The 18,576-nt window shown below is 64.5% G+C and carries 14 protein-coding genes; 5 read left to right on the forward strand and 9 right to left on the reverse strand.

Going from position 1 to position 18,576, the window contains the following annotated elements:
* Positions 1–201 precede the first annotated feature (201 nt).
* The 4 genes from lnt to PMI15_RS09475 all read right to left on the reverse strand — a co-directional run bounded on the left by lnt (position 202) and on the right by PMI15_RS09475 (position 4,540).
* Positions 202–1,812: an apolipoprotein N-acyltransferase gene (gene lnt / locus PMI15_RS09460; protein WP_238541097.1), complete on the reverse strand. Its 1,611-nt coding sequence runs from the start codon at positions 1,810–1,812 to the stop codon at positions 202–204.
* A gap of 55 nt (positions 1,813–1,867) precedes the next feature.
* On the reverse strand, positions 1,868–2,650 hold the full coding sequence (locus PMI15_RS09465; protein ID WP_007867288.1) for an HlyC/CorC family transporter: 783 nt from the start codon (positions 2,648–2,650) through the stop codon (positions 1,868–1,870).
* Positions 2,651–3,065: 415 nt separating this feature from the next.
* Entirely contained in the window at positions 3,066–3,812 is a 747-nt protein-coding gene (locus PMI15_RS09470) for a GNAT family N-acetyltransferase (protein ID WP_007867292.1), read from the reverse strand.
* Between the two features lie 254 nt (positions 3,813–4,066).
* The gene (locus PMI15_RS09475) at positions 4,067–4,540 is read right to left on the reverse strand and encodes an Lrp/AsnC family transcriptional regulator (protein ID WP_007867295.1); all 474 of its coding nucleotides are present in this window, start codon (positions 4,538–4,540) and stop codon (positions 4,067–4,069) included.
* Between the two features lie 116 nt (positions 4,541–4,656).
* Here PMI15_RS09475 and hppD point away from each other — a divergent pair, with 116 nt between their 5' ends.
* Genes hppD through phhA form a run of 3 tightly spaced genes read left to right on the forward strand, consistent with a single transcriptional unit; the run spans position 4,657 to position 7,545 of the window.
* On the forward strand, positions 4,657–5,802 hold the full coding sequence (gene hppD / locus PMI15_RS09480) for a 4-hydroxyphenylpyruvate dioxygenase (protein ID WP_007867299.1): 1,146 nt from the start codon (positions 4,657–4,659) through the stop codon (positions 5,800–5,802).
* A gap of 52 nt (positions 5,803–5,854) precedes the next feature.
* Complete coding sequence (locus PMI15_RS09485) at positions 5,855–6,652, forward strand: transporter substrate-binding domain-containing protein (RefSeq protein ID WP_007867302.1); 798 nt, start codon at positions 5,855–5,857, stop codon at positions 6,650–6,652.
* Positions 6,640–7,545, forward strand: a complete 906-nt coding sequence (phhA, locus tag PMI15_RS09490; RefSeq protein WP_007867305.1) for a phenylalanine 4-monooxygenase — start codon at positions 6,640–6,642, stop codon at positions 7,543–7,545. Before PMI15_RS09485 ends, phhA begins: the two co-directional genes overlap by 13 nt.
* Here phhA and PMI15_RS09495 read toward each other — a convergent pair.
* On the reverse strand, positions 7,542–10,955 hold the full coding sequence (locus PMI15_RS09495) for a hybrid sensor histidine kinase/response regulator (RefSeq protein ID WP_007867308.1): 3,414 nt from the start codon (positions 10,953–10,955) through the stop codon (positions 7,542–7,544). The genes phhA and PMI15_RS09495 overlap by 4 nt on opposite strands.
* The gene (locus PMI15_RS09500) at positions 10,952–12,064 is read right to left on the reverse strand and encodes an adenylate/guanylate cyclase domain-containing response regulator (RefSeq protein WP_007867311.1); all 1,113 of its coding nucleotides are present in this window, start codon (positions 12,062–12,064) and stop codon (positions 10,952–10,954) included. The genes PMI15_RS09495 and PMI15_RS09500 overlap by 4 nt, the downstream gene beginning before the upstream one ends.
* A 363-nt stretch (positions 12,065–12,427) precedes the next feature.
* Here PMI15_RS09500 and PMI15_RS09505 point away from each other — a divergent pair, with 363 nt between their 5' ends.
* Together PMI15_RS09505 and PMI15_RS09510 are read left to right on the forward strand one after the other, a co-directional pair.
* Entirely contained in the window at positions 12,428–12,967 is a 540-nt protein-coding gene (locus PMI15_RS09505) for a hypothetical protein (protein ID WP_157214582.1), read from the forward strand.
* Between the two features lie 21 nt (positions 12,968–12,988).
* Complete coding sequence (locus tag PMI15_RS09510) at positions 12,989–13,654, forward strand: class I SAM-dependent methyltransferase (protein WP_007867316.1); 666 nt, start codon at positions 12,989–12,991, stop codon at positions 13,652–13,654.
* 13 nt (positions 13,655–13,667) lie between these two features.
* On the opposite strand, the gene PMI15_RS09515 is transcribed toward PMI15_RS09510, so the two are convergent.
* The 3 genes from PMI15_RS09515 to PMI15_RS09525 form a co-directional block, all read right to left on the reverse strand.
* On the reverse strand, positions 13,668–16,691 hold the full coding sequence (locus PMI15_RS09515) for an AAA family ATPase (protein ID WP_202948888.1): 3,024 nt from the start codon (positions 16,689–16,691) through the stop codon (positions 13,668–13,670).
* Between the two features lie 209 nt (positions 16,692–16,900).
* Entirely contained in the window at positions 16,901–17,998 is a 1,098-nt protein-coding gene (locus PMI15_RS09520; protein ID WP_007867323.1) for a M4 family metallopeptidase, read from the reverse strand.
* A 12-nt stretch (positions 17,999–18,010) separates the two neighbouring features.
* Positions 18,011–18,424, reverse strand: coding sequence for a 4'-phosphopantetheinyl transferase superfamily protein (locus PMI15_RS09525; protein WP_036838266.1), 414 nt, complete (start codon positions 18,422–18,424; stop codon positions 18,011–18,013).
* Between the last annotated feature and the right edge of the window lie 152 nt (positions 18,425–18,576).

The raw sequence follows: 18,576 nt of genomic DNA on the forward strand, positions 1-18,576 counted from the left end.
GTGTACCCATCTTCCCAAGCGGGGGCCGCGGAACTGGCTTTGCCAGGCCGCAGGCGCCGCCCCCTTGAGGGGGAAACAGGCTACACGCAGTGAGCCTGGATAGGGGTGAAACTATTTCATGGCTTTGCCAGGCCGCAGGCGCCGCCCCTGGAAGAGGGAAGGCGCTACACGCAGTGAGCGTCCGACGGGGTGAGCTAATTTCTAGCGGCGACGGAACAACAGGGCCAATACGGCGACGCCCAGGCCCAGGCCCCACAGCGGCCACAGGCCGTAACGCGATACCCATTCGGCATAGGGGGTGATGCCGTTGCGGCCCTCGACCTCGCCGACCAGCGCGCCGCGCGTGTGGCGCTCCAGCGAATGCGTGACCTTGCCGGTATGGTCGATGATGACGGTGGCGCCGGTGTTGGTGGCGCGAATCATGGGGCGGCTGAATTCGAGCGCGCGCATGCGCGAGATCTGCAGGTGCTGGTCTATCGCCACGGTGTTGCCGAACCAGGCGATGTTGCTGACGTTGACAAAAATCGTGGGCGCCAGCGCCGGGTCGGCAAAACGCGCACCCAGTTCTTCGCCGAACAAGTCTTCGTAGCAGATGTTGGGCGCCAGCCGCTGGCCTTTCCATTCAAAAGAAGCCTGGCCGACCGCGCCGCGATTGAAGTCGCCCAGCGGGATGCGCATCATGTCGATAAACCAGCGAAAGCCGGGCGGCACGAATTCGCCGAAAGGCACCAGATGGTGCTTGTCAAAGCGGTAGAGTTCCGCCTGCCCAGGCTTGAAGCCGACCACCGAGTTGGCATAACCGGCCTGGGGGCTGCCCACGGGCACTCCGACCAGCGCCGCCTGCTGCCCCGTGGCAAAGCGCGACTGCAGCGCCCGCCAGTAGCCATCGGGCAATTGCATGGGCAGCAGCGGAATGGCGGTCTCGGGCGCGACCACCAGCGGCGTCTTCGCGTCGCGCAGCTGCTGGCCGTACCACTGCAGCGCGGTGGCCACGCCGGTGCCGCTCTGGAATTTCTCGTTCTGCGGAATGTTGCCCTGCAGCAGCGTGACCTGCAGCGGCTCGGCGGCCGCGGTGGGGGCCGCCGCGCCCGGCAGGGCGCTTTGCACCGGCAGGTAGGACAGGATGAAGCCGGCCAGCACGATGGCGATCGCGGTCGCCCACTGCATGCGGGAGGCGCGCAGGGCCATGGCCAGCCAGGCGGCGGCCAGCGCCGCCAGGAAGGTGATGCCGTGCACACCCACCCAGGCGGCCAGCGGCCTGGCCCAGCCGTCCACATGGGCGTAGCCGCCCTCGCCCCACGGAAAGCCGGTGAAAAATTCGACGCGGGCCAGCTCGGCCAGCAGCCACAGCGAGGCGAACACCAGGGCGCGCGGCAACTTGCGGCGCGGGGCCAGGCGCACAAAAAGCGCGCCCGCCGCCGCGTAGTACAGCGACAAAAAGGCCGCGAGCAGCACCACGGCCAGCACCGTCAGCGGCGCGGCCAGCCCGCCGTAGAAGTGCATGGAAATGAACAACCACCAGAAAGTGCTGCACAGCATGGCCGTGCCGAAAGCGACGCCCAGCCAGGCGGCGCGCTTCATGGAGCGGCAGCTGTCGATCTGCGCGGCGAACAGGAACATCGCCAGCAGTTGCATGCCCCCCAGGGGCTGGCCCTGCAGGAAGGCGAAATCAAACGGCCAGGCCATGCTGGCGGCATGCAGACAGCCGGCAATCAGCACCATGGCCAGCTGGAAGGGCGAGAAGCCCTTGCGCGGCGGGAGGTTGCGCGCATGCTCGAGCAAGGCGGGCAAGGTCGGCAGGTGGGACATCATGCTGTGAATCGAGTCCCGTGCCATATATATGCCCTCTTTACTTTATTGTGTGTCGTCAGACGCCGGCGGAAACCGGCGATACCTTGAACCAGCGCACCGCGCCACCCTTGGTGTGCAGCACCGTGAATTGCAGGCCGGCCAGCGCGTAGTGTTCGCCGCGCTTGGGCACATGGCCCATTTCGTGCGCCACCAGCCCGCCTATGGTGTCGAAATCGGTTTCCGGCAGCGTCACGCCGAAAGCCTCGTTGACACGCTCTATCGAGGTGTCGCCGCTGACCCGGTAGGTGTGGTCGGTCAGGCCGAAGATGTCGCCGTCGTCCTCGGCAATGTCGAACTCGTCCTCGATCTCGCCGACGATCTGCTCGAGCACGTCCTCAATCGTGATGAGGCCGGCCACGCGGCCGAACTCGTCGATCACGATGGCCAGGTGGTTGCGGTTGCCGCGGAACTCACGCAGCAGGTCGTTCAGGCCCTTGCTTTCGGGCACGAAGACGGCGGGGCGCAGCAAGGCCTTGATGTTGAGTTCGGGCGCGCGCTGCAGTTTCAGCAAATCCTTGGCCATCAGGATGCCGAGGATGTTTTCTTTTTCGCCTTCGTAGACGGGAAAGCGCGAGTGGGCGGTGTCTATGACCAGGTGCAGCAACTCGTCGAAAGGCGCGTCGATGTTGATCACGTCCATGCGCGGCGCCGCCACCATGACGTCGCCGGCCGTCATATCGGCCATGCGGATCACGCCCTCGAGCATTTCGCGGCTCTGGGCGCCAATAACGTCATTGTCCTGGGCCTCCACCAGGGTTTCGATCAACTCGTCTTTCGAGTCGGGACCTGGGTGGAGCATTTCAGCGAGCTTTTGCAGAAAGCCTCGCTTGTCTTCTGGCCTGGAAGACCGACTGGGGGGAACGTCGGACACGTGATGGCGGTCGGTAGTTGTGAAGGGGCTAAGGATAGCTGAAATCTTTGACGGCGAGGGTGGAATGGCCGGATTTAAAGGCGATTTCTTCTGCGGACCCCTTGCGAATGGGTCTGTGATGCTACTTGTTTGATAGCAATTGAGTATTCGTCTGGGTTTGAACGAAATCTTTGGTTGTAGTGAAAGAGGCCGGGTCTTGCGCCGGCCTTGCGCGCTCTGCTCTCTTTGCCGAGGGCAGTTGGCCGGGGCGAGACCCGGCCAGCAGAACCAAAAAGAGAAAACAACACGGGAAGAAACAAGGCCGCAGCGGGGAAGCCCAGCCCGGGTGGCAAACCCAAAGAACCTACATCGGCATCCGGTCCCTGCCGTCCCTCACCCCTTGCCGCACTTCCTGGATCACGCCAAGCAAATCCCAGAACTGCTTGGCCTGGACTTTGAGCCGGTAATCGGTCTGGGCAATCTGCTCTTCGACCATTTCGGTCATGCGCGAATCCAGGTCGGCTGGGGGCAGCTTGAGGTAGGCCTCGCTTTCGGAGCCGTCGCGCACGATGGTGGCGCCGGCCTTGCGGGCGATGTTGAGCATGGCGGTGTTTTCGCTGAGCGCGTGGATGAACATCATGTCGACGCCGTCGTTGCGGGCATGCATCACGGCGCGGTCAAACAGGCGCGAGCCGTAGCCCCGGCCGCGGGCCTGGGCCAAGACCGAGACGCCGAATTCAGCGCAGCTCTTGAGGTTGGGATCGGTCGAATGCGCCAGGTGGGCCATGGCGATCAGCTGCAGCTTGCGGTTGTAGATGCCGAAGATCTCGTCGCGGTCGAAGTTCAGGCCGTCGACATAGCGGCGCACCTGCTCATCATTGGCCGCGTAGCCGAAGCGCAAATAACGGTCGTGTGCGCCCAGGGCCAGCAAATGGGTGGCGATACGTTCCCCGTGGCTGGGGCCTATGGAGCGGATGGGGACCATGACCGGCTGGACGCGCGGGGCGGCAGCGGGCTGCTGCTCAGGCGCGCGCGCCTCTGCTACAGGCGGGCGGAAGAACTCCTTGCTCGCGTTGTAGGATGCTTTTAAAAGTGTGCCGGGTGAAACCATGGCTTCAATATAAGGGTTTTCCCTAGAATTCCCAGCCTAAGGGGTTTTCAAAGGTCCTTAATAGGGAGGCCCGCCAAAACCACCGCCTTTCCCTGCCAATAGGGGTTAGCGAGCTATAAAAATCATAGTGAACCGGTTTCGGAGGATGGAAATGTTGCATTGCAACAACAAAATTCAAGCCCTGATCCGGCCAAATCCGGCACATAGGCCATTGGCTACCCGCTTGTTGACGCGGGACTGACTCGCCCCAAGCCTCACAAAGGCACGGCCGTGGTCGCCTTGACCCGGTCCAGCACAAAGCTCGTTTTGCAGTCCTGCACGCTGGGGTGCTTGAGCAGGGTGTCCATGATGAAGCGGCTGTAATGGGCCATGTCCTCGACCAGCACACGCAGCAAATAGTCCATCTCCCCGGTCAGGGCCGCGCATTCAGCCACCTCGGGCCAGGTCTGCACGCTGGCGCGGAACAGGTCCATGGGGTTGCGCTTGTGGCTCTCGGTGTGTTTTTCGAGCCGCACATTGAGGTAGGCCGTCAGACCCAAACCCACGGCCTCGGGTTTGACCAGCGCCACGTAACGGTCTATGACGCCGCTTTCCTCGAGCCGCTTGACGCGCCTGAGCACCGCGCTGGGCGAGAGGCCCACCTGTTCGGCCAGCTGATCGTAGGTGGCACGGCCGTCGTCCTGAAGTTTGCGCAGAATCTGGCGATCGAGCTTGTCAAGTGTTTCCATTCCAATTATTTTGCAGGTTTATTGCGTCAAAGGCAATTCAAGCGCCCTGTTTCGCAGTAAAACTGATGGGAGACGCCGCTAAAGTCCCTGCATACCCCCACATTTTGGAGACACGCATGAACGCACGCAGCGACGCCGCCCTGAACTTTGAACAAGGCGCGGCCTGGGACAACCCCATGGGCACAGACGGCTTCGAGTTCATCGAATACGCCGCCCCCGACCCGGCCGCGATGGCGGCGCTGTTTGTACGCATGGGCTTCAAGCCGATCGCCAGGCACCGCCACAAGAACGTGACGCTGTACCGCCAGGGCGGCATCAACTTCATCCTGAACGCCGAACCCGATTCCTTCGCGCAGCGCTTTGCGCGCCAGCACGGTCCCAGCGTCTGCGCCATCGCCTTTCGCGTGAAGGACGCCAAATTCGCCTATGAGCGCGCGATTTCGCTGGGCGCCTGGGGTTATGCCCACACGGCGGGCCCGGGCGAGCTCAATATCCCGGCCATCAAGGGAATCGGCGACTCCATCATTTATTTCATCGACAAATGGCGCGGCAAGAACGGCGCGCAGCCCGGCGATATCGGCAACATCGGCTTTTACGATGTGGACTTCGAGCCCCTGCCCGGCGTCGAGGCCGATGCGCTGAATCCCGCGGGCCACGGCCTGACCTATATCGACCACCTGACGCACAACGTGCACCGCGGCCGCATGGACGAGTGGGCCGGCTTCTACGAGCGGTTGTTCAACTTCCGCGAAATCCGCTACTTCGACATCGAAGGCCAGGTCACCGGCGTGAAAAGCAAGGCCATGACCAGCCCCTGCGGCAAGATCCGCATCCCGATCAATGAAGAGGGCAATGAGAAGGCCGGCCAGATCCAGGAGTACCTGGACCGCTACCAGGGCGAAGGCATACAGCACATCGCCATGGGCAGCAACGACCTGTTCGCCACGGTGGACGCGCTGCGCGCCAGCGGCGTGAAGCTGCTGGACACCATAGACACTTACTACGAGCTGGTCGACAAGCGCATCCCGGGCCACGGCGAAAGCGTGGCGGACCTGAAGAAGCGCAAGATCCTGGTGGACGGCAAGAAGGGCGCGCTGCTGCTGCAGATCTTCAGCGAAAACCAGCTGGGGCCCATCTTCTTCGAGTTCATCCAGCGCAAGGGCGACGACGGTTTCGGCGAAGGCAATTTCAAGGCGCTGTTCGAGAGCATAGAGCTGGACCAGATGCGCCGCGGGGTTCTGGCGGACGCGAAGACAGCCTGAAAAGCGGGGGCACAATAAAGCTTCCATTGATTACCCCCTTACGGAGATTGCCATGTCACTTCGCCTGAAACTGCAACGCCCCCTGGCCCTGCTCGGCCTCGCTTCGGCATCGCTGCTCGCCTGCGGCGCCGCTTCGGCCCAAGCCGTGTCCAGCCTGGACGCCGTGCAAAAAGCCGGCGTGCTGCGCATCTGCACACCGGGCGACTACAAGCCCTTCAGCTTCCAGAAACCCGACGGCAGCTTCGAGGGCATAGACGTGGACCTGATGGCCTCGCTCACGGCCAGCCTGGGCGTGAAGCCGGAATGGGTCAAGACCAGCTGGTCCAACCTGATGCCCGACATGGTGGGCGGCAAATGCGACATGGCGGTGGGCGGCATTTCGGTGACCACCGAGCGGCAGAAGAAGGCTTTCTTCAGCGCGCCCTATATGGTCAATGGCAAGACGCCGATCGCGCGCTGCGCCGACGTGGCCAAGTACCAGACGGTGGCCGACATCGACAAGCCGGGCACGCGCGTGATCTTCAACCCGGGCGGCAGCAACGAACGCTTTGCCCGCGCCAACTTCAAGCAGGCGCAGATGCGGCTGAACCCCGAGAACCTGACGATTTTTGATGAAATCCTGGCCAACCGCGCCGACGTGTTCGTCACCGAATCGGCCGAAGCCATCACCCAGCAAAGGCTCAAGCCGGGCCTGTGCGCGATCAACCCCGACAAGCCGCTGCAGTACGGCGAAATGGCCTACCTGCTGCCGCGCGGCGACGTGCCCTTCAAGGCCTATGTCGACCAGTGGCTGCACCTGGCGCGCGCCAGCGGTGAATACCAGCGTGTGGAGAGCCAATGGCTGAAGTAGCCGGCAGCCAGCGCAGCAGCACCCCGCCGCCGGCGGTGTACGGCCAGTCCGACCGGCCGCCGCGCGGGGACTATGCGCGCGGTGGGCAGGTCAATGCGGACTACACCTGCCCGCAGAACTACGCGGCCTATACCGCGCAGGACCACGAGACCTACCGGCGCCTCTACACACGCCAGTCGGCCCTGCTGGCCGGCCGGGCCTGCAGCGCCTTCATCAAGGCCCTGCCCAGCCTGGGCGCGAGCGACGCGATACCGCGCTTTGAGGACATCAACGAACGCCTCTTCAAGGCCACCGGCTGGCAGCTGGTGGGCGTGCCGGGGCTGATCCCGGAGGTGCCGTTTTTCACGCTGCTGGCGAACCGCAAATTCCCGGTGACGGACTGGATACGCACGCCGGCCGAGTTCGACTACATCGTCGAGCCCGACATCTTTCACGACCTGTTCGGCCACGTGCCGCTGCTGTTCGACCCGAGCTACGCCGACCACATCCAGGCCTACGGCCAGGGCGCGCTGAAGGCGCATGCGCTGGAGCACGGCACCCATGGGACGGAACCGATTCCCGGCGCGGTCGAGATGCTCTCGCGCCTGTACTGGTACACCATCGAGTTCGGTCTGATGCACGACAAAACGAGCGGCGACGAAGTCTGGGCCTACGGCGCCGGCATTTTGAGCAGCCCGGGCGAACTGGCCTGGAGCGTGGAGTCTCCCGAGCCCAAACGGATCCCGCTGCGCGACAACGCCGACCTGCTGCGCTGCATGTCGTCGACCTACAAGATCGATACCTTCCAGCAGCAGTACTTCGTGATCGACAGCTTTGAGGCATTGCTGCGCCTGACGGAGCCGGACTTCACGCCTTTCTACAAAGAACTGGCCCGGACGCAGGCTGCGGCCTAGGCCGGGCTGGCCATCCAGTCGTTGAGCGCGTGCCGGGTCCGCTCGGCCAGCTCGCACACCCGCGCCACCTGCTGCTGCGCATCGGCCGGCCACTGGCCCTGCAAGCAGGACTGCTCGAGCACAAAACACGCATCGCTGAGGGCCTCGGCACCCACGTTGGACGCCGCGCCCTTGAGGGCGTGCGCGGCCCGCGAGAGCTCGGCGCTGTCCGAGGCCTCCAGCGCCGCGCGTATATCGTCCATCCGGTTCGGCGCGTCGCTGGCGAACAGGGCGATCACCTCGCGCGTCATGCTGCGCTCCTCGTCGTCGAACTCCTTGAACTGCTCCAGGCGGCTCCAGTCCATCAGGACCACCGGGGATGCCTCCGGCCCCGGCGAGGCTCCCTGGGCCGGCGCTGCTTCGGCCGCCATGATTCTCGCGGCGCCGGCGTCCTCGGCTTTGCGGGCGTAGCGGGCCAGCGCCTCCGACAACTCGTCGATGCGCAGCGGCTTGGGCAGGAAACCCACCATGCCGGCCGCCAGGCAGCGCTGGCGGTCCTCCTCAAGCACCGACGCCGTCAGCGCGATGATGGGCGGCGCGGCCGCGCCGTGGGCCGCGATGATCTCGCGCGAGGCGGCAAAGCCGTCCATCACCGGCATGTTGGCGTCCATCAGGACGGCGGCATAGGGCCGCGGGCCGTCGCGGCTGCTCACGCCGCCTTCGGGACGCAGCGAGGCGGCCACCCGGTCCGCCGCCTCGCGCCCGTTGAGGGCGGTGGCGGCCTCGTAGCCCAGCTTGGCCAGCATGGCCAGGGCCACCTTGAGGTTCACGGCGTTGTCGTCGGCCACCAGGATGAACTGGTTGCGCGACTCGGGCTTGCCGGCTTCGGCCACGGCCTTGGCCGCGTCCTGCGCCGAAGTGACGCGGGCAATGGCCTCGAACAGCTGGGACTGCCGGTAGGGCTTGAGCAGGCGCGCGTCGAACACCCTGGCCTGCTCGCCGGTGGGCATGGTGCCCGAGGTCAGCAGCACGATGCGGGTGTCCGGGTGGCGTTCGCGCAGGGTTTGCGCAAAAGTCTGGCCGTCCATCTCGGGCATGTGCATGTCGGTCACCACCACGTCCACAGGCGGCTGGCTGCGCAGCCAGTCCAGCGCTTCGCTGGCACGCTCGAACAGGGCGGGCTCCATGCCCCATCGCCTGAGCTGCTTGTCGAGGATGCGCAGGTTGACGGGGGTGTCGTCCACCACCAGCGCGCGCTTGCCGGCCAGGCTGACCATGTGCAGCGAGGACAGCTGGGCGATTTCCGGCGCATCGGCATAGCCCAGCCGCGCGGTGAACCAGAAGGTGGAGCCCTGGCCGGGCGCGGACTCCAGCCCGACGCCGCCGCCCATCAGGCCGGCCAGGCGTTTACAGATGGCCAGGCCCAGGCCGGTGCCGCCGTATTTGCGGGTGGTGCTGGTGTCGACCTGGGTGAAGGACTGGAACAGCGCGGACTGCCGGTCCAGCGGAATGCCTATGCCGGAATCCTTGACGCGAAACTCGATCAGCCCGCCGCGCTCGGGCGTGGCGTCCTCCAGCACGTGGGCCGAGACGATGACCTGGCCTCGCTCGGTGAACTTGACGGCGTTGTTGACGAAGTTCAGCAGCACCTGGCGCAGACGCGTGACGTCGCCGCGCACCCAGGTGGGCAGTTCGTCGCCCATGTCGACCAGCAGTTCCAGGCCTTTTTCGCGCGCGCGCGGCGCGCCGATGTCGCAGGCCTCCTCAATGGTCGCCAGCAGGTTCAGCGGTTCGTTTTCGAGGTCCAGCTTGCCGGATTCGATTTTGGAAAAGTCCAGGACGTCGTTGATCACGCCCAGCAGCTGGTCGCTGGAGACGCGCATGGTGTGCAGGTAGTCGCGCTGCTCCGGATCCAGCGGCGTGTCGGCCAGCAAGGTGGTCATGCCCACCACGCCGTTGAGCGGGGTGCGGATCTCGTGGCTCATGGTGGCCAGGAAGGCGGCCTTGGCGCGCGCCGCGGCGAGCGCCTCCTCGCGGGAAGCCGCCAGTTCGGCGGTACGGCTGGCCACGCGGGCCTCCAGCGTCTCGTTGGCCTCCTGCAGGGCGATGTTCTGCGCGTCGATGGCCGCGCGGTTTCGCAGGATTTCCTCGGCGCTGTCGTGCATGGCCTGTGAGAGCTGCCGCACCTCGGTGATGCGGGCGTTTTGCTGCACCTGCGGCACCTCGGCGCGCGCCAGCTGGGCAGCGGCGACGCTCAAGCCCCGGAAGCGCCGGCTCAGGCGGTAGGCCAGCCAGGTCGCCAGCCCCGCGCCCAGCACCAGCGCGAAGGCCATCACGGCCAGGGTTTTTTGCAGTGCGGCCTGGCTGGCGGCGGCAAAGTCGCTTTCAGGCGCGGCCACCACCAGGCTCCAGCGCAGCCCCAGGCTCTCGCCGAAGGGCTTGAGCACCACGATCAGGGTGTCACCCTCCATGGGCACGCGGTGCAAAAAGGCCACGCGCTGCACGCTGTCGGGCAGCGTCTGTCCCAGGCTGGAGGCCACTTCGTTGTAGGCACTGCGAACGATGGGGTTGCGGCTGTCCAGCGGCTGGCTGCGCTCGAGCCGGCCGCCGGCGCTGGTGAACAGCGGGTCTATCGTCGAATTGGCGACCAGCAAGCCGCGCTCGTCGAGCAAAAAGGCGGTGCCACGGGCGCTGAAACGCATGGTCTGCAGCAACTCCTTGAGCTGCGCCAGGTGCAGGTCCACCGCGAACACGCCCAGCGAACCGCCGTCCACCCCGAACACCGGCTGCGCCAGCGTGATCAGCAACTGGTTGTGCGCGGCGGAGGGGGACACGGCGGTGAAGCTGCGGCCCTTGTTCTCCATGGCGGCCTGGTACCACGGCCGGGTGCGCGGCTCGTAGTTGCCGGCATCGGCCGAGACCTTCTGCCGGCGGTCGCCGGGATGCTCGGCCGAAAAATAGCTGCGACCCTGCCCGCCTTCCTTGCGCACCGCCACCTGCGTGGCGCCATTGCCGCTTTGCGACAGGGCTTCCACGCCCAGGTACTCGCCGCGGTGGGTCGCCAGCACCATCTGGGGCACACGCGGCGTCATGCGGGTCATGGCAAATGCGGTCTGCTCGAACAGGGCGGGATTCTGGATCAACTGGCGGGCGCGCGCCACGCCGGCCTCGCCGGGCTGGTCCTGGACCAAGCCGTTGAGCACGACGTGGGCCTGCGCCAGGTGCTCCTGCGTGCTGATCTGCGCCCGCTGCGCCACGCCGTCCACGGTTTTTTCGGCCAGTGTCTGCACGCTTTGCAGGTTGCTGCGGTACAAAAACCAACCCACGGTGGCGGCCGGCACCAGCGAAAACAGCAGCAGGCTGGTGACCAGTACCGCGCGCAGCGACCAGCTGCGCCCGCGCAGGCCGCCCGCCGCCCGGCGCGCGGTCATGCCAGCCCCACGATTTCCACGGTATCCAGCGGCTTGGCGCGTCCGGCGATCTGCACCAGCGCGCGGCGGCCGGTGCGCACCGCGCCGGTCACCAGCCGCGTGGCCTGCACGCTGGCGGCAATGGTCCAGTCCAGCGGGGGCTGGCCCTGGAACAGCCTGAGCGCGGCGGCCACCGTGTCGCCTATGGGCGTGGTCTGGCCGGAGCGGCCTATCAGCCCGTCCAGGCGCGCAAAGGCGACCGGGCCGGTGTGCAGGGCCACGCCCAGGGCGAAGTTCGGCAGGCCCCGCTCCGGAAAGCGCTGGCGCACATAGGTGTCTATGCGCTTGGTGGCATCGGCCAGCCCCAGGGCCGCGCGGATCGCGCGCAGGCCGTGGTTGACCGACTGGGTGTCGGCGGCGTCGACAAACACGCACAACATGCCGTCGCCGACAAACTGCATGTAGTGCGCGCCAAACAGGTAGACGGTGTCGCCGACGCTGCTGTAGAGCCGCTTGACGACGTCGCTGAGTTCCGGGCCGGACAGGCACTGCGTCCACAGGCCGTAGTCGCGCATGTCGGCGAACAGCACCGTCGCGCTGGCGAATTTGTCGTTGTCCTGCACCACGCCGGTTTCGGGCCACTGCTGGCTCAGCGACTGCGCCATGCGCAGTTCGTAGAGGTCGCTGATCTTCTGGCCCTGCTCGACCAACGCCAGCTGGACGGCCTTGTCCACCACCTGGGCGCGCATGGCCTCCGCCCGGGTGAGCTTGTTGAGTTGCGCGTTGACCGCCTCGCGCAGCTCCTGCGGGGCGAAGGGCTTGGTCAGGTAGTCGTCGGCACCGGTGGTCATGCCCTGGCGCATGTGGGTGCGATCCTGCAGCGAAGTCAGCAAAATCACGGCGGTGGTGGCCAGAGCGTCGTCGTTGCGCACCCTGTCGAGTACCTCGAAACCGTCCATCTGGGGCATCTGGATGTCGCTGACCACCACGTCCGGCCTGAATTCGCGGATCAGCTCCAGGCCCTTGGCGCCGTCGTCGGCCTCCATGACCTCATGGCCTTCCTTCTTGAGGACCTGAGTGACCAGCATGCGCGTGCCTGCATCATCATCAATCACCACGATCAAGGGCATATACCGGACTCTCGCTGTTGTGTTCTGGGGGGTTCAGGAACCTAGGGCCTTATTTTGTCGGCAATGCCCGGAAAATCGCGGTTCAAGGGCACTTATCGAACCGGTTTTTTTTCACAAGTGCCGCATCGGGTCTAATCCTTTGCCTACCGGGTAATCCCTCCTACAAAAAGAGGGCGTAATAGTTTGTTACTTCGCTTACGATATCCTTCCAAAATAGGAGTTTTTGCCTTATCCACGAAATGACCGGTTTTCAGGGGAAAGAAGGCTCCTGACAAGAGGCGTTCAACGCCCGTGGCAAAGTTACAAAAAACACCGCATTCAAACCACTAACTGAAACGACAGGAGAAATTTATGGGCCTTTTCATGAAAGAACACGACATCTACATCGGAACGATGCTGGATGAATTGAACCTGCGCTTCGCCCCCTCACAGGGCAAAGAATCGCATTTCGGCGGCATCCTGGAGATGGTCGCCCTGCAAAAGGAGTTCAAGCTCTTCAAAAAGGGCCGCTCGTTCAAGATGAGCTGCGCCGCCCTCAACCTGGGCGCGCGCAACAACGAGGTCAAAAACCTCTGGCAGAACCTGCTGGGCAACCTGTACCGCCATGGTTCCAACAAGAAGGGCCTGGACGGCGACGCCGCCATCGTGGACGCCCTCATCAAGAACCTGGCCTCCAAAACACCCCTGCCGGTTTTTTTCACCTCCCACGACATGCGCGGCGACAAGTCGAACACGGAAGTGAAGATCATCGACAAGAGCCAGCCCATCCACTACCTGGAGCAGGACTACCTGACGATCTCCATTCCGATGCAGCCGATCTCCGCCGCCAAACAATCGGCGGCCAACAAGGCTGCTGCCAAAAAACCCGCTGCCAAGACCAAGAAGCCAGCCGCCAAAAAGTGAGCGGGATGACAGGCTCCCACCATGACCGGGCGTCTGTCCGCTGACCATCCGCTTGCCGCACTGTACGCGGGCATAGACCGCTACTACTCGCGCAAGGTCAACATCCACGGCCCCACCCCTGCGGGGGTGGACTGGCCCTGCCTGCCAACCCAGGAACTGCGCTTTGAGCAGCTCCTGCGCGTGTGTGGCCTGCAAACGCCTTTTTCGCTCAACGACATCGGCTGCGGCTATGGTGCACTGCTGGCCTTCCTGGACAAACGGCACACGCAGGCGGCGCGCATCAACTACCTCGGCGTGGACCTGTCCGCTGCCATGGTGGCCCAGGCGCGCCTTTTGTGGCACCAGCGCCCGCTGACGGAATTTCTCGCGGCAAACACCAGCCCGCGGGTGGCGGACTATTCGGTCGCCAGCGGCATCTTCAACGTCAAGCTGGATCAGCCGCGGGCGCTATGGGAGAGCTTCATCGCCCGGACCCTGGCCGACTTGCACAGGAACAGCCGCGCAGGCTTCGCGGTCAACTTCCTCGCTCCGCTTGCGGGGGGCGGCACAGGCCCGCCGGAGCTCTACCGGGTAGCGCCGCAGCACTGGCAGCGGCACTGTGAGCATGCCCTGGGCGCCAGGGTCGAGGTTTTGCAGGGATACGGTCTACCGGACGAGTACACCGTGATCGCACGGCCGCCGCGCTGAGGCGGGCCGGACCCTAGCGCGCCATCAACTGCGCCAGGCGGTCCCGTTCGCTCACCAGCCCCGACTCATAAATCCGGGCGCCCGTGAGGGTGATCAGCTGTTCCGCCTGATTGAACAGCGAGGAAGCCTCGCTCCAGGAACCGGCATCTGCCTTCTTTCCCAGCACGCCACCCCAGACAATCAGCGCCCGGCACTCGGTCAAGCGGTTGCTGCGCTGCTGAGAAAGCGCCAGTGCTTCCTTGGCCGTCGCCAGCGCCTGCTCATGGTCTCCCGCCTGATAGTGGCGCTCGGCAAGGCTGACCCGAATCTCGGTTTCGAATTCGACCGCGGCACGGGTGCCCCTGATCAGCTCAAGGGCCTGGGAGTAGCTTCGCTGGGCCGATTCCAGGTCGCCCGCAGTGGCCTCAACCAGCCCACCGCACCACAGGGCAAACGCCCTTGAATAGGGGCTTTTATGCTCCTGTGCAATCTTCGAGACTTTTGCCGAGTGCTTTTGCGCGAGCGCCGTGTCGCGAAAACACAGGGCAAGCTCCACATACAGGTAATGCGCGATCTGCTCGATCACCGGGTCGTTCAGCCCGCCATCGGCAGTCTCCATTTGCTGCAGGCACTGCTTGGCCTCCTCCAGCCGGCCCATGCGTATGAGCAAGCGCGCGCGAATGCCGAAGAGCCACTGCTCAATGCTGAAATCGATGAACTCCCGGTCGAACTGGTCGATGCTGGCAACCCCTCGCAGCGCCGCATCGTTTGCATCCAGGCCTTGCTCCAGCAGCCCTGCCCAGCCGTAGGCCTGGCTGAGCGCCACATTGAGCATGGCAACCCGTCCGGCATCCTTGCCCGGGGGCGTCAGCGACAGCGCGTTGCGCACGCATTGCACATAGTCATCGGCCGGCCCGCCGCCCGACTGGACGATACGCCCCTGCGCGAAGAGCAGCAACTGCTCCAGGCGCGTGTCCGCCTGCCTGGCCAGCTCGATCGCCTCGTGGCTGATCTTCTGGACCTCCTGGGGATCCAGGCCCTCGCGCCAGCCGAGATACATGATGCGCCCGCCCGCCAGCGCCCTGAGCAGGTCTATGCTGGGTGAGCGCTCCTGTCCCCCCAGCAACGCCCAGACCTTGCGCCAATGTTTGATCGCCTGGCCGGAGTTGGTCGAGCCCGTCCATTTGGCGGCACGCGCTTCATGCTGCGCAGCGTTCACAAGCTGGCCGGCGGCTTCGTAGTGGTAGGCGATCAGCGCGGCAAACTCGCCGGGCTGCGCGCTGTAGTGCGCCTCCATGGCGATGGCCACCGCGGCATGCAGGTTGGCGCGCCGCGCCCTGAGCTGGGTGTTGTAGGCCACCTCCTGGATCAGCGGATGGCGAAAGGCGAAGCGGCGCCCGCCCGCGATCTCGCGCAGCAGTTGCAGCAACTCGGCCTCACACAGGCCGTCGAGGCCGCTTTCAAGCTGGCTCACCAGGTAGACGGCCACCTCCTGCAACACGGCCAGCGGAATTTCCTTGCCGATCACGGCGCAGATATGCAGCAGCGTTCTCTGGGTGGCGACAAGCCGGTCTATACGCTCCCCGATCACGGCCTGCACAGTGGCGGGCAAGGCGTGGACCAGGGAGGCGATATCCGATTTCCGGTGACCCGAAGCGCCCAAGGACTCGCTCTTCTCAATCAGCGAATGCATCAGCTCTTCCGCGAAGAAGGGGTTGCCGGCGGAGCGCTCCACGATGAGGGGGAAAAAATCGAGCAATTCAGGATGTTGGCTCAGGCGTTCGCGCACCAGCGCTTCCGTATCGGCCAGGCTCAGGTCCGCCAGCTGTATCGCCCGGAAGTGGCGCATCGTCCACCAGGGCGCCTGGTAGCCCGGCCGGTAATTGAGCAGCAGCAGTGTTCTGGTACCGGCCACGGCGGCGACCAGCGCCGAAAGAAATTCCGCGCTGGCCTCATCCAGCCAATGCAGGTCCTCAAAGATGATGACGGAGGTGCTGGCCCCGGCCTGTTTCACGAGCTCATGCAGCAGCCCCAGCAGCCTGGCGCGCCGCGCCTTGGCGTTCAGCGAGCAAGGCTGGCTGTTGGCGTCGGCCACGCCAAGGAACTCGCTGAGCAATGCCAGGTCGTCCGCCGTCACCGCCCCGAGCTTTGCCAGACCCTGAACAATGCGTTCCCGCGCCTCGGCCGCATCGTGCTCCGGCGCGATGTGGAAAAAGCAGCTTCGCAGCAGGAGCAGCACCGGCTGCAAGGGCGTGGCATGACCGTAGAGCTGGGTCCTGACTTCGGACACGGGAACGCAGCGTACGTGGCACCACTGCGCAAATTCGTGGCAAAGCCGGCTTTTGCCTGTGCCGGGCGCGCCGGACAAACCAATCACGGAACCTTCGCCGTTTTCCGCTCGGCGCAAGGCGTCCTGCAGCGCACTGAGCTCCTGCTCACGCCCGCGGAAAGGCGACAGCGCCGCCTCATGGAAGTTGTGGTTCTGCACATCGTTCTTCATGCCCAGCAGGGCGTGCAATTCGACGGGCTCTGCAATTCCCCTGAGCGGATGCTTGCCCATGGGCCGGACGTCGCAGGCCGAGCGCACCAGTGCCAGGCAGTCGGCCGTCATGCAGATGCCGCCGGGCTCGGCCAGGGCCACCACGCGGCTGGCCAGGTGAATCGCGTGGCCATGCACGCCGCCGCCCCGGGTGGCGTCGACCGCCTCGGGGTCCAGGGCGACCTGGCCCGAATGCAGGCCGACCCGTATGCGCAAGCTTGAGTCGGGGCCCTCGAAGGCCGCCTGCATCGCCAGCGCGGCTTCGCAGGCCAGGCTGGCGTGGCCTTCCAGCGCGCGAGGCACGCCGAACAAGGCCATGATGCCGTCACCGAGCGTGCGCACGACGGTGCCGCCGAAGCGTTCCACCGCATTGCACATGCGCTGCACGGCGGGCCGCAACTGCTCCATGGCCTGCTCGGGATCCAGGCCGGCCACATGTTCGGTGGAGCTGACAACGTCCGCAAAAAGGATGGTGGCATGCTTGAGTGCACCCCACTGGATTTCCGCAACCGGAGACAAGGTACTGACAGGCTCCTGCACACTGAGCCCAAAGGCGGCGCCACAGTTACCGCAGAACCGGTTGCTTACCGGGTTCACGGTCAGGCACGAAACGCAGCGCAACGACATCTTCTATCTATCCCTCTCCACAACGGAAAAACCACCAACCGAATCGTTGCACGAGCCCCGCAACAAATCAAGGTATTAGTGGCTTGCCTGAGAACAGGTTCTCAGGGGAGGACCTTCACGGTCTGCCAGGCGGAGACCACGGCACTGTACTCTTTTGACTTACTACCAAAGCGTGCGCTGGCCACGCGGCTTGTCGCCCGTGCTGCATCCAGGAAGCTGGCCTTGGGCTTGAGTTTGGGGAAGGCCTCGTACCAGATGGGCCCGGCCTTTTCCCAGGAGAAGCCGCCTATTTTTTTGGCAGCCAGGTAAAACGCATGGTTGGGGATGCCGGAGCTGTCATGGACGTCAGCACCATCCACGTACTGCTCCATGGTCTTGAACTGGTCATCGTCGTACCAGGTCAGCTTGCGGTTGCCGGGGTCTTTGAGCGAGCGTATGGCCTTGCCGTGCCGCGGTGCGAGCATGTTCTCGCCGAGCAACCAGTTGGCCTGGCTCACCGTCTGGCCCAAATGCCACTGCTTGACCATGCTGCCCATGACATCGGAGAAGGACTCGTTGAGGGCGCCTGCCTGTCCCTGGAGCATATGCGTCTGCTCCTCGAACTCGCGGTCCTTGCGCGCCAGCTTGACCACGCCCAACCCGCCGGGAATCATGTGCTGGATCACGCCATGTGTCAGTTCGTGGGTGATGATGTCCAGCGCCTCCGTGAAGCCGCCCACGTTCTCGTCGCCGTCGCCATAGACCATCTGCTCGCCAGTCCACATGGCATTGGCAAAATTCTTGCCGAAATGCACGGCCGACTCCACGCGCATGCTCCGGTCGTCCAGGGAATCGCGCCCGAAGATCTGGTGGAAAAAATCCAGGGCAATACCGGTGTTGTCGTACACCAGGTTGACGGCGCGATCCCTGGTCGGCTTGTCGCCTTCATGCCGCACCGGCTTGCCCGGCAGGTCGGTGTCAAAGCCGGCATTAAAAATACTGCGGCGATAAGCCTGCGCCGGCATGAAACCCTGTGGGGACTGGACCGTGCGGGGGGCAGGCGGCTGCTTGGCGCAGACATGGCGGTGCGTGCGCAGCCGCGTGCTGTGCTCGATGTGCTCCTTGAGCCGCTGCTGCCCTTCCTCCCCGGATTTTTCGGCAAGCTTGCGAAACAGCTTGGACGGGACGGCAAAACAAAAGCAGCGGTAGGCGGGTTTCACGAATTCGGCCCTTCAGTGCGAAAAAAGCCGGGGCGCAAATGCCAACAGGCTCAAGCCGCCCGAATGCGGCACGCTGAAGCCGATGGCACGGCAATCCACCAAACAAGGCTTGCCATAGGCTCCCGTGCCAATGCGAACGTCAGCGGCAGCGGTACGCCCAAACACCATTCGCAGCACCGCGCGCGTTGCCTGGCGCTGACGGCGCTCTTCGGGCGGGACGATGCCGGAATACTGCTGCGGCAGGAAGTACGCAAGCGTCGAATAGCTCTTTTGCACGCTGAACTGTCCCAGCGTGATGATCACACTGAAAAGAGGCAATAACAGGGTGCTGAAAAGCATCCCGATGAGATATGCAGAGCCCACCCATCCGGCATAAACGATATCAATGCGCCCTTCCGACACGAGAGACAGAATCAGAAAAGGCAATATTTGAAATGGGAGGGAGCCTGTCGCTGAAAAAACACCGGCCCCAATTAGTACGCGCAAAATTAATCCAATCTGAAATCCCGATAGTCTTTTCGCTCACCTGGCACCCTATCGCCTTCAGCACAGGATCAGAAGTTGAACACTGCGGACGA

Origin of the sequence: Polaromonas sp. CF318 (genome assembly GCF_000282655.1) — a bacterium.
Taxonomy (GTDB): domain Bacteria; phylum Pseudomonadota; class Gammaproteobacteria; order Burkholderiales; family Burkholderiaceae_C; genus Polaromonas.

Excerpts from the sequence above, each read along its gene's own strand:
- lnt (WP_238541097.1), bottom strand. The coding sequence starts at position 1,812 with ATGATGTCCCACCTGCCGACCTTGCCCGCCTTGCTCGAGCATGCGCGC.
- PMI15_RS09465 (WP_007867288.1), bottom strand. The coding sequence starts at position 2,650 with ATGCTCCACCCAGGTCCCGACTCGAAAGACGAGTTGATCGAAACCCTG.
- PMI15_RS09470 (WP_007867292.1), bottom strand. The coding sequence starts at position 3,812 with ATGGTTTCACCCGGCACACTTTTAAAAGCATCCTACAACGCGAGCAAG.
- PMI15_RS09475 (WP_007867295.1), bottom strand. The coding sequence starts at position 4,540 with ATGGAAACACTTGACAAGCTCGATCGCCAGATTCTGCGCAAACTTCAG.
- hppD (WP_007867299.1), top strand. The coding sequence starts at position 4,657 with ATGAACGCACGCAGCGACGCCGCCCTGAACTTTGAACAAGGCGCGGCC.
- PMI15_RS09485 (WP_007867302.1), top strand. The coding sequence starts at position 5,855 with ATGTCACTTCGCCTGAAACTGCAACGCCCCCTGGCCCTGCTCGGCCTC.
- phhA (WP_007867305.1), top strand. The coding sequence starts at position 6,640 with ATGGCTGAAGTAGCCGGCAGCCAGCGCAGCAGCACCCCGCCGCCGGCG.
- PMI15_RS09495 (WP_007867308.1), bottom strand. The coding sequence starts at position 10,955 with ATGACCGCGCGCCGGGCGGCGGGCGGCCTGCGCGGGCGCAGCTGGTCG.
- PMI15_RS09500 (WP_007867311.1), bottom strand. The coding sequence starts at position 12,064 with ATGCCCTTGATCGTGGTGATTGATGATGATGCAGGCACGCGCATGCTG.
- PMI15_RS09505 (WP_157214582.1), top strand. The coding sequence starts at position 12,428 with ATGAAAGAACACGACATCTACATCGGAACGATGCTGGATGAATTGAAC.
- PMI15_RS09510 (WP_007867316.1), top strand. The coding sequence starts at position 12,989 with ATGACCGGGCGTCTGTCCGCTGACCATCCGCTTGCCGCACTGTACGCG.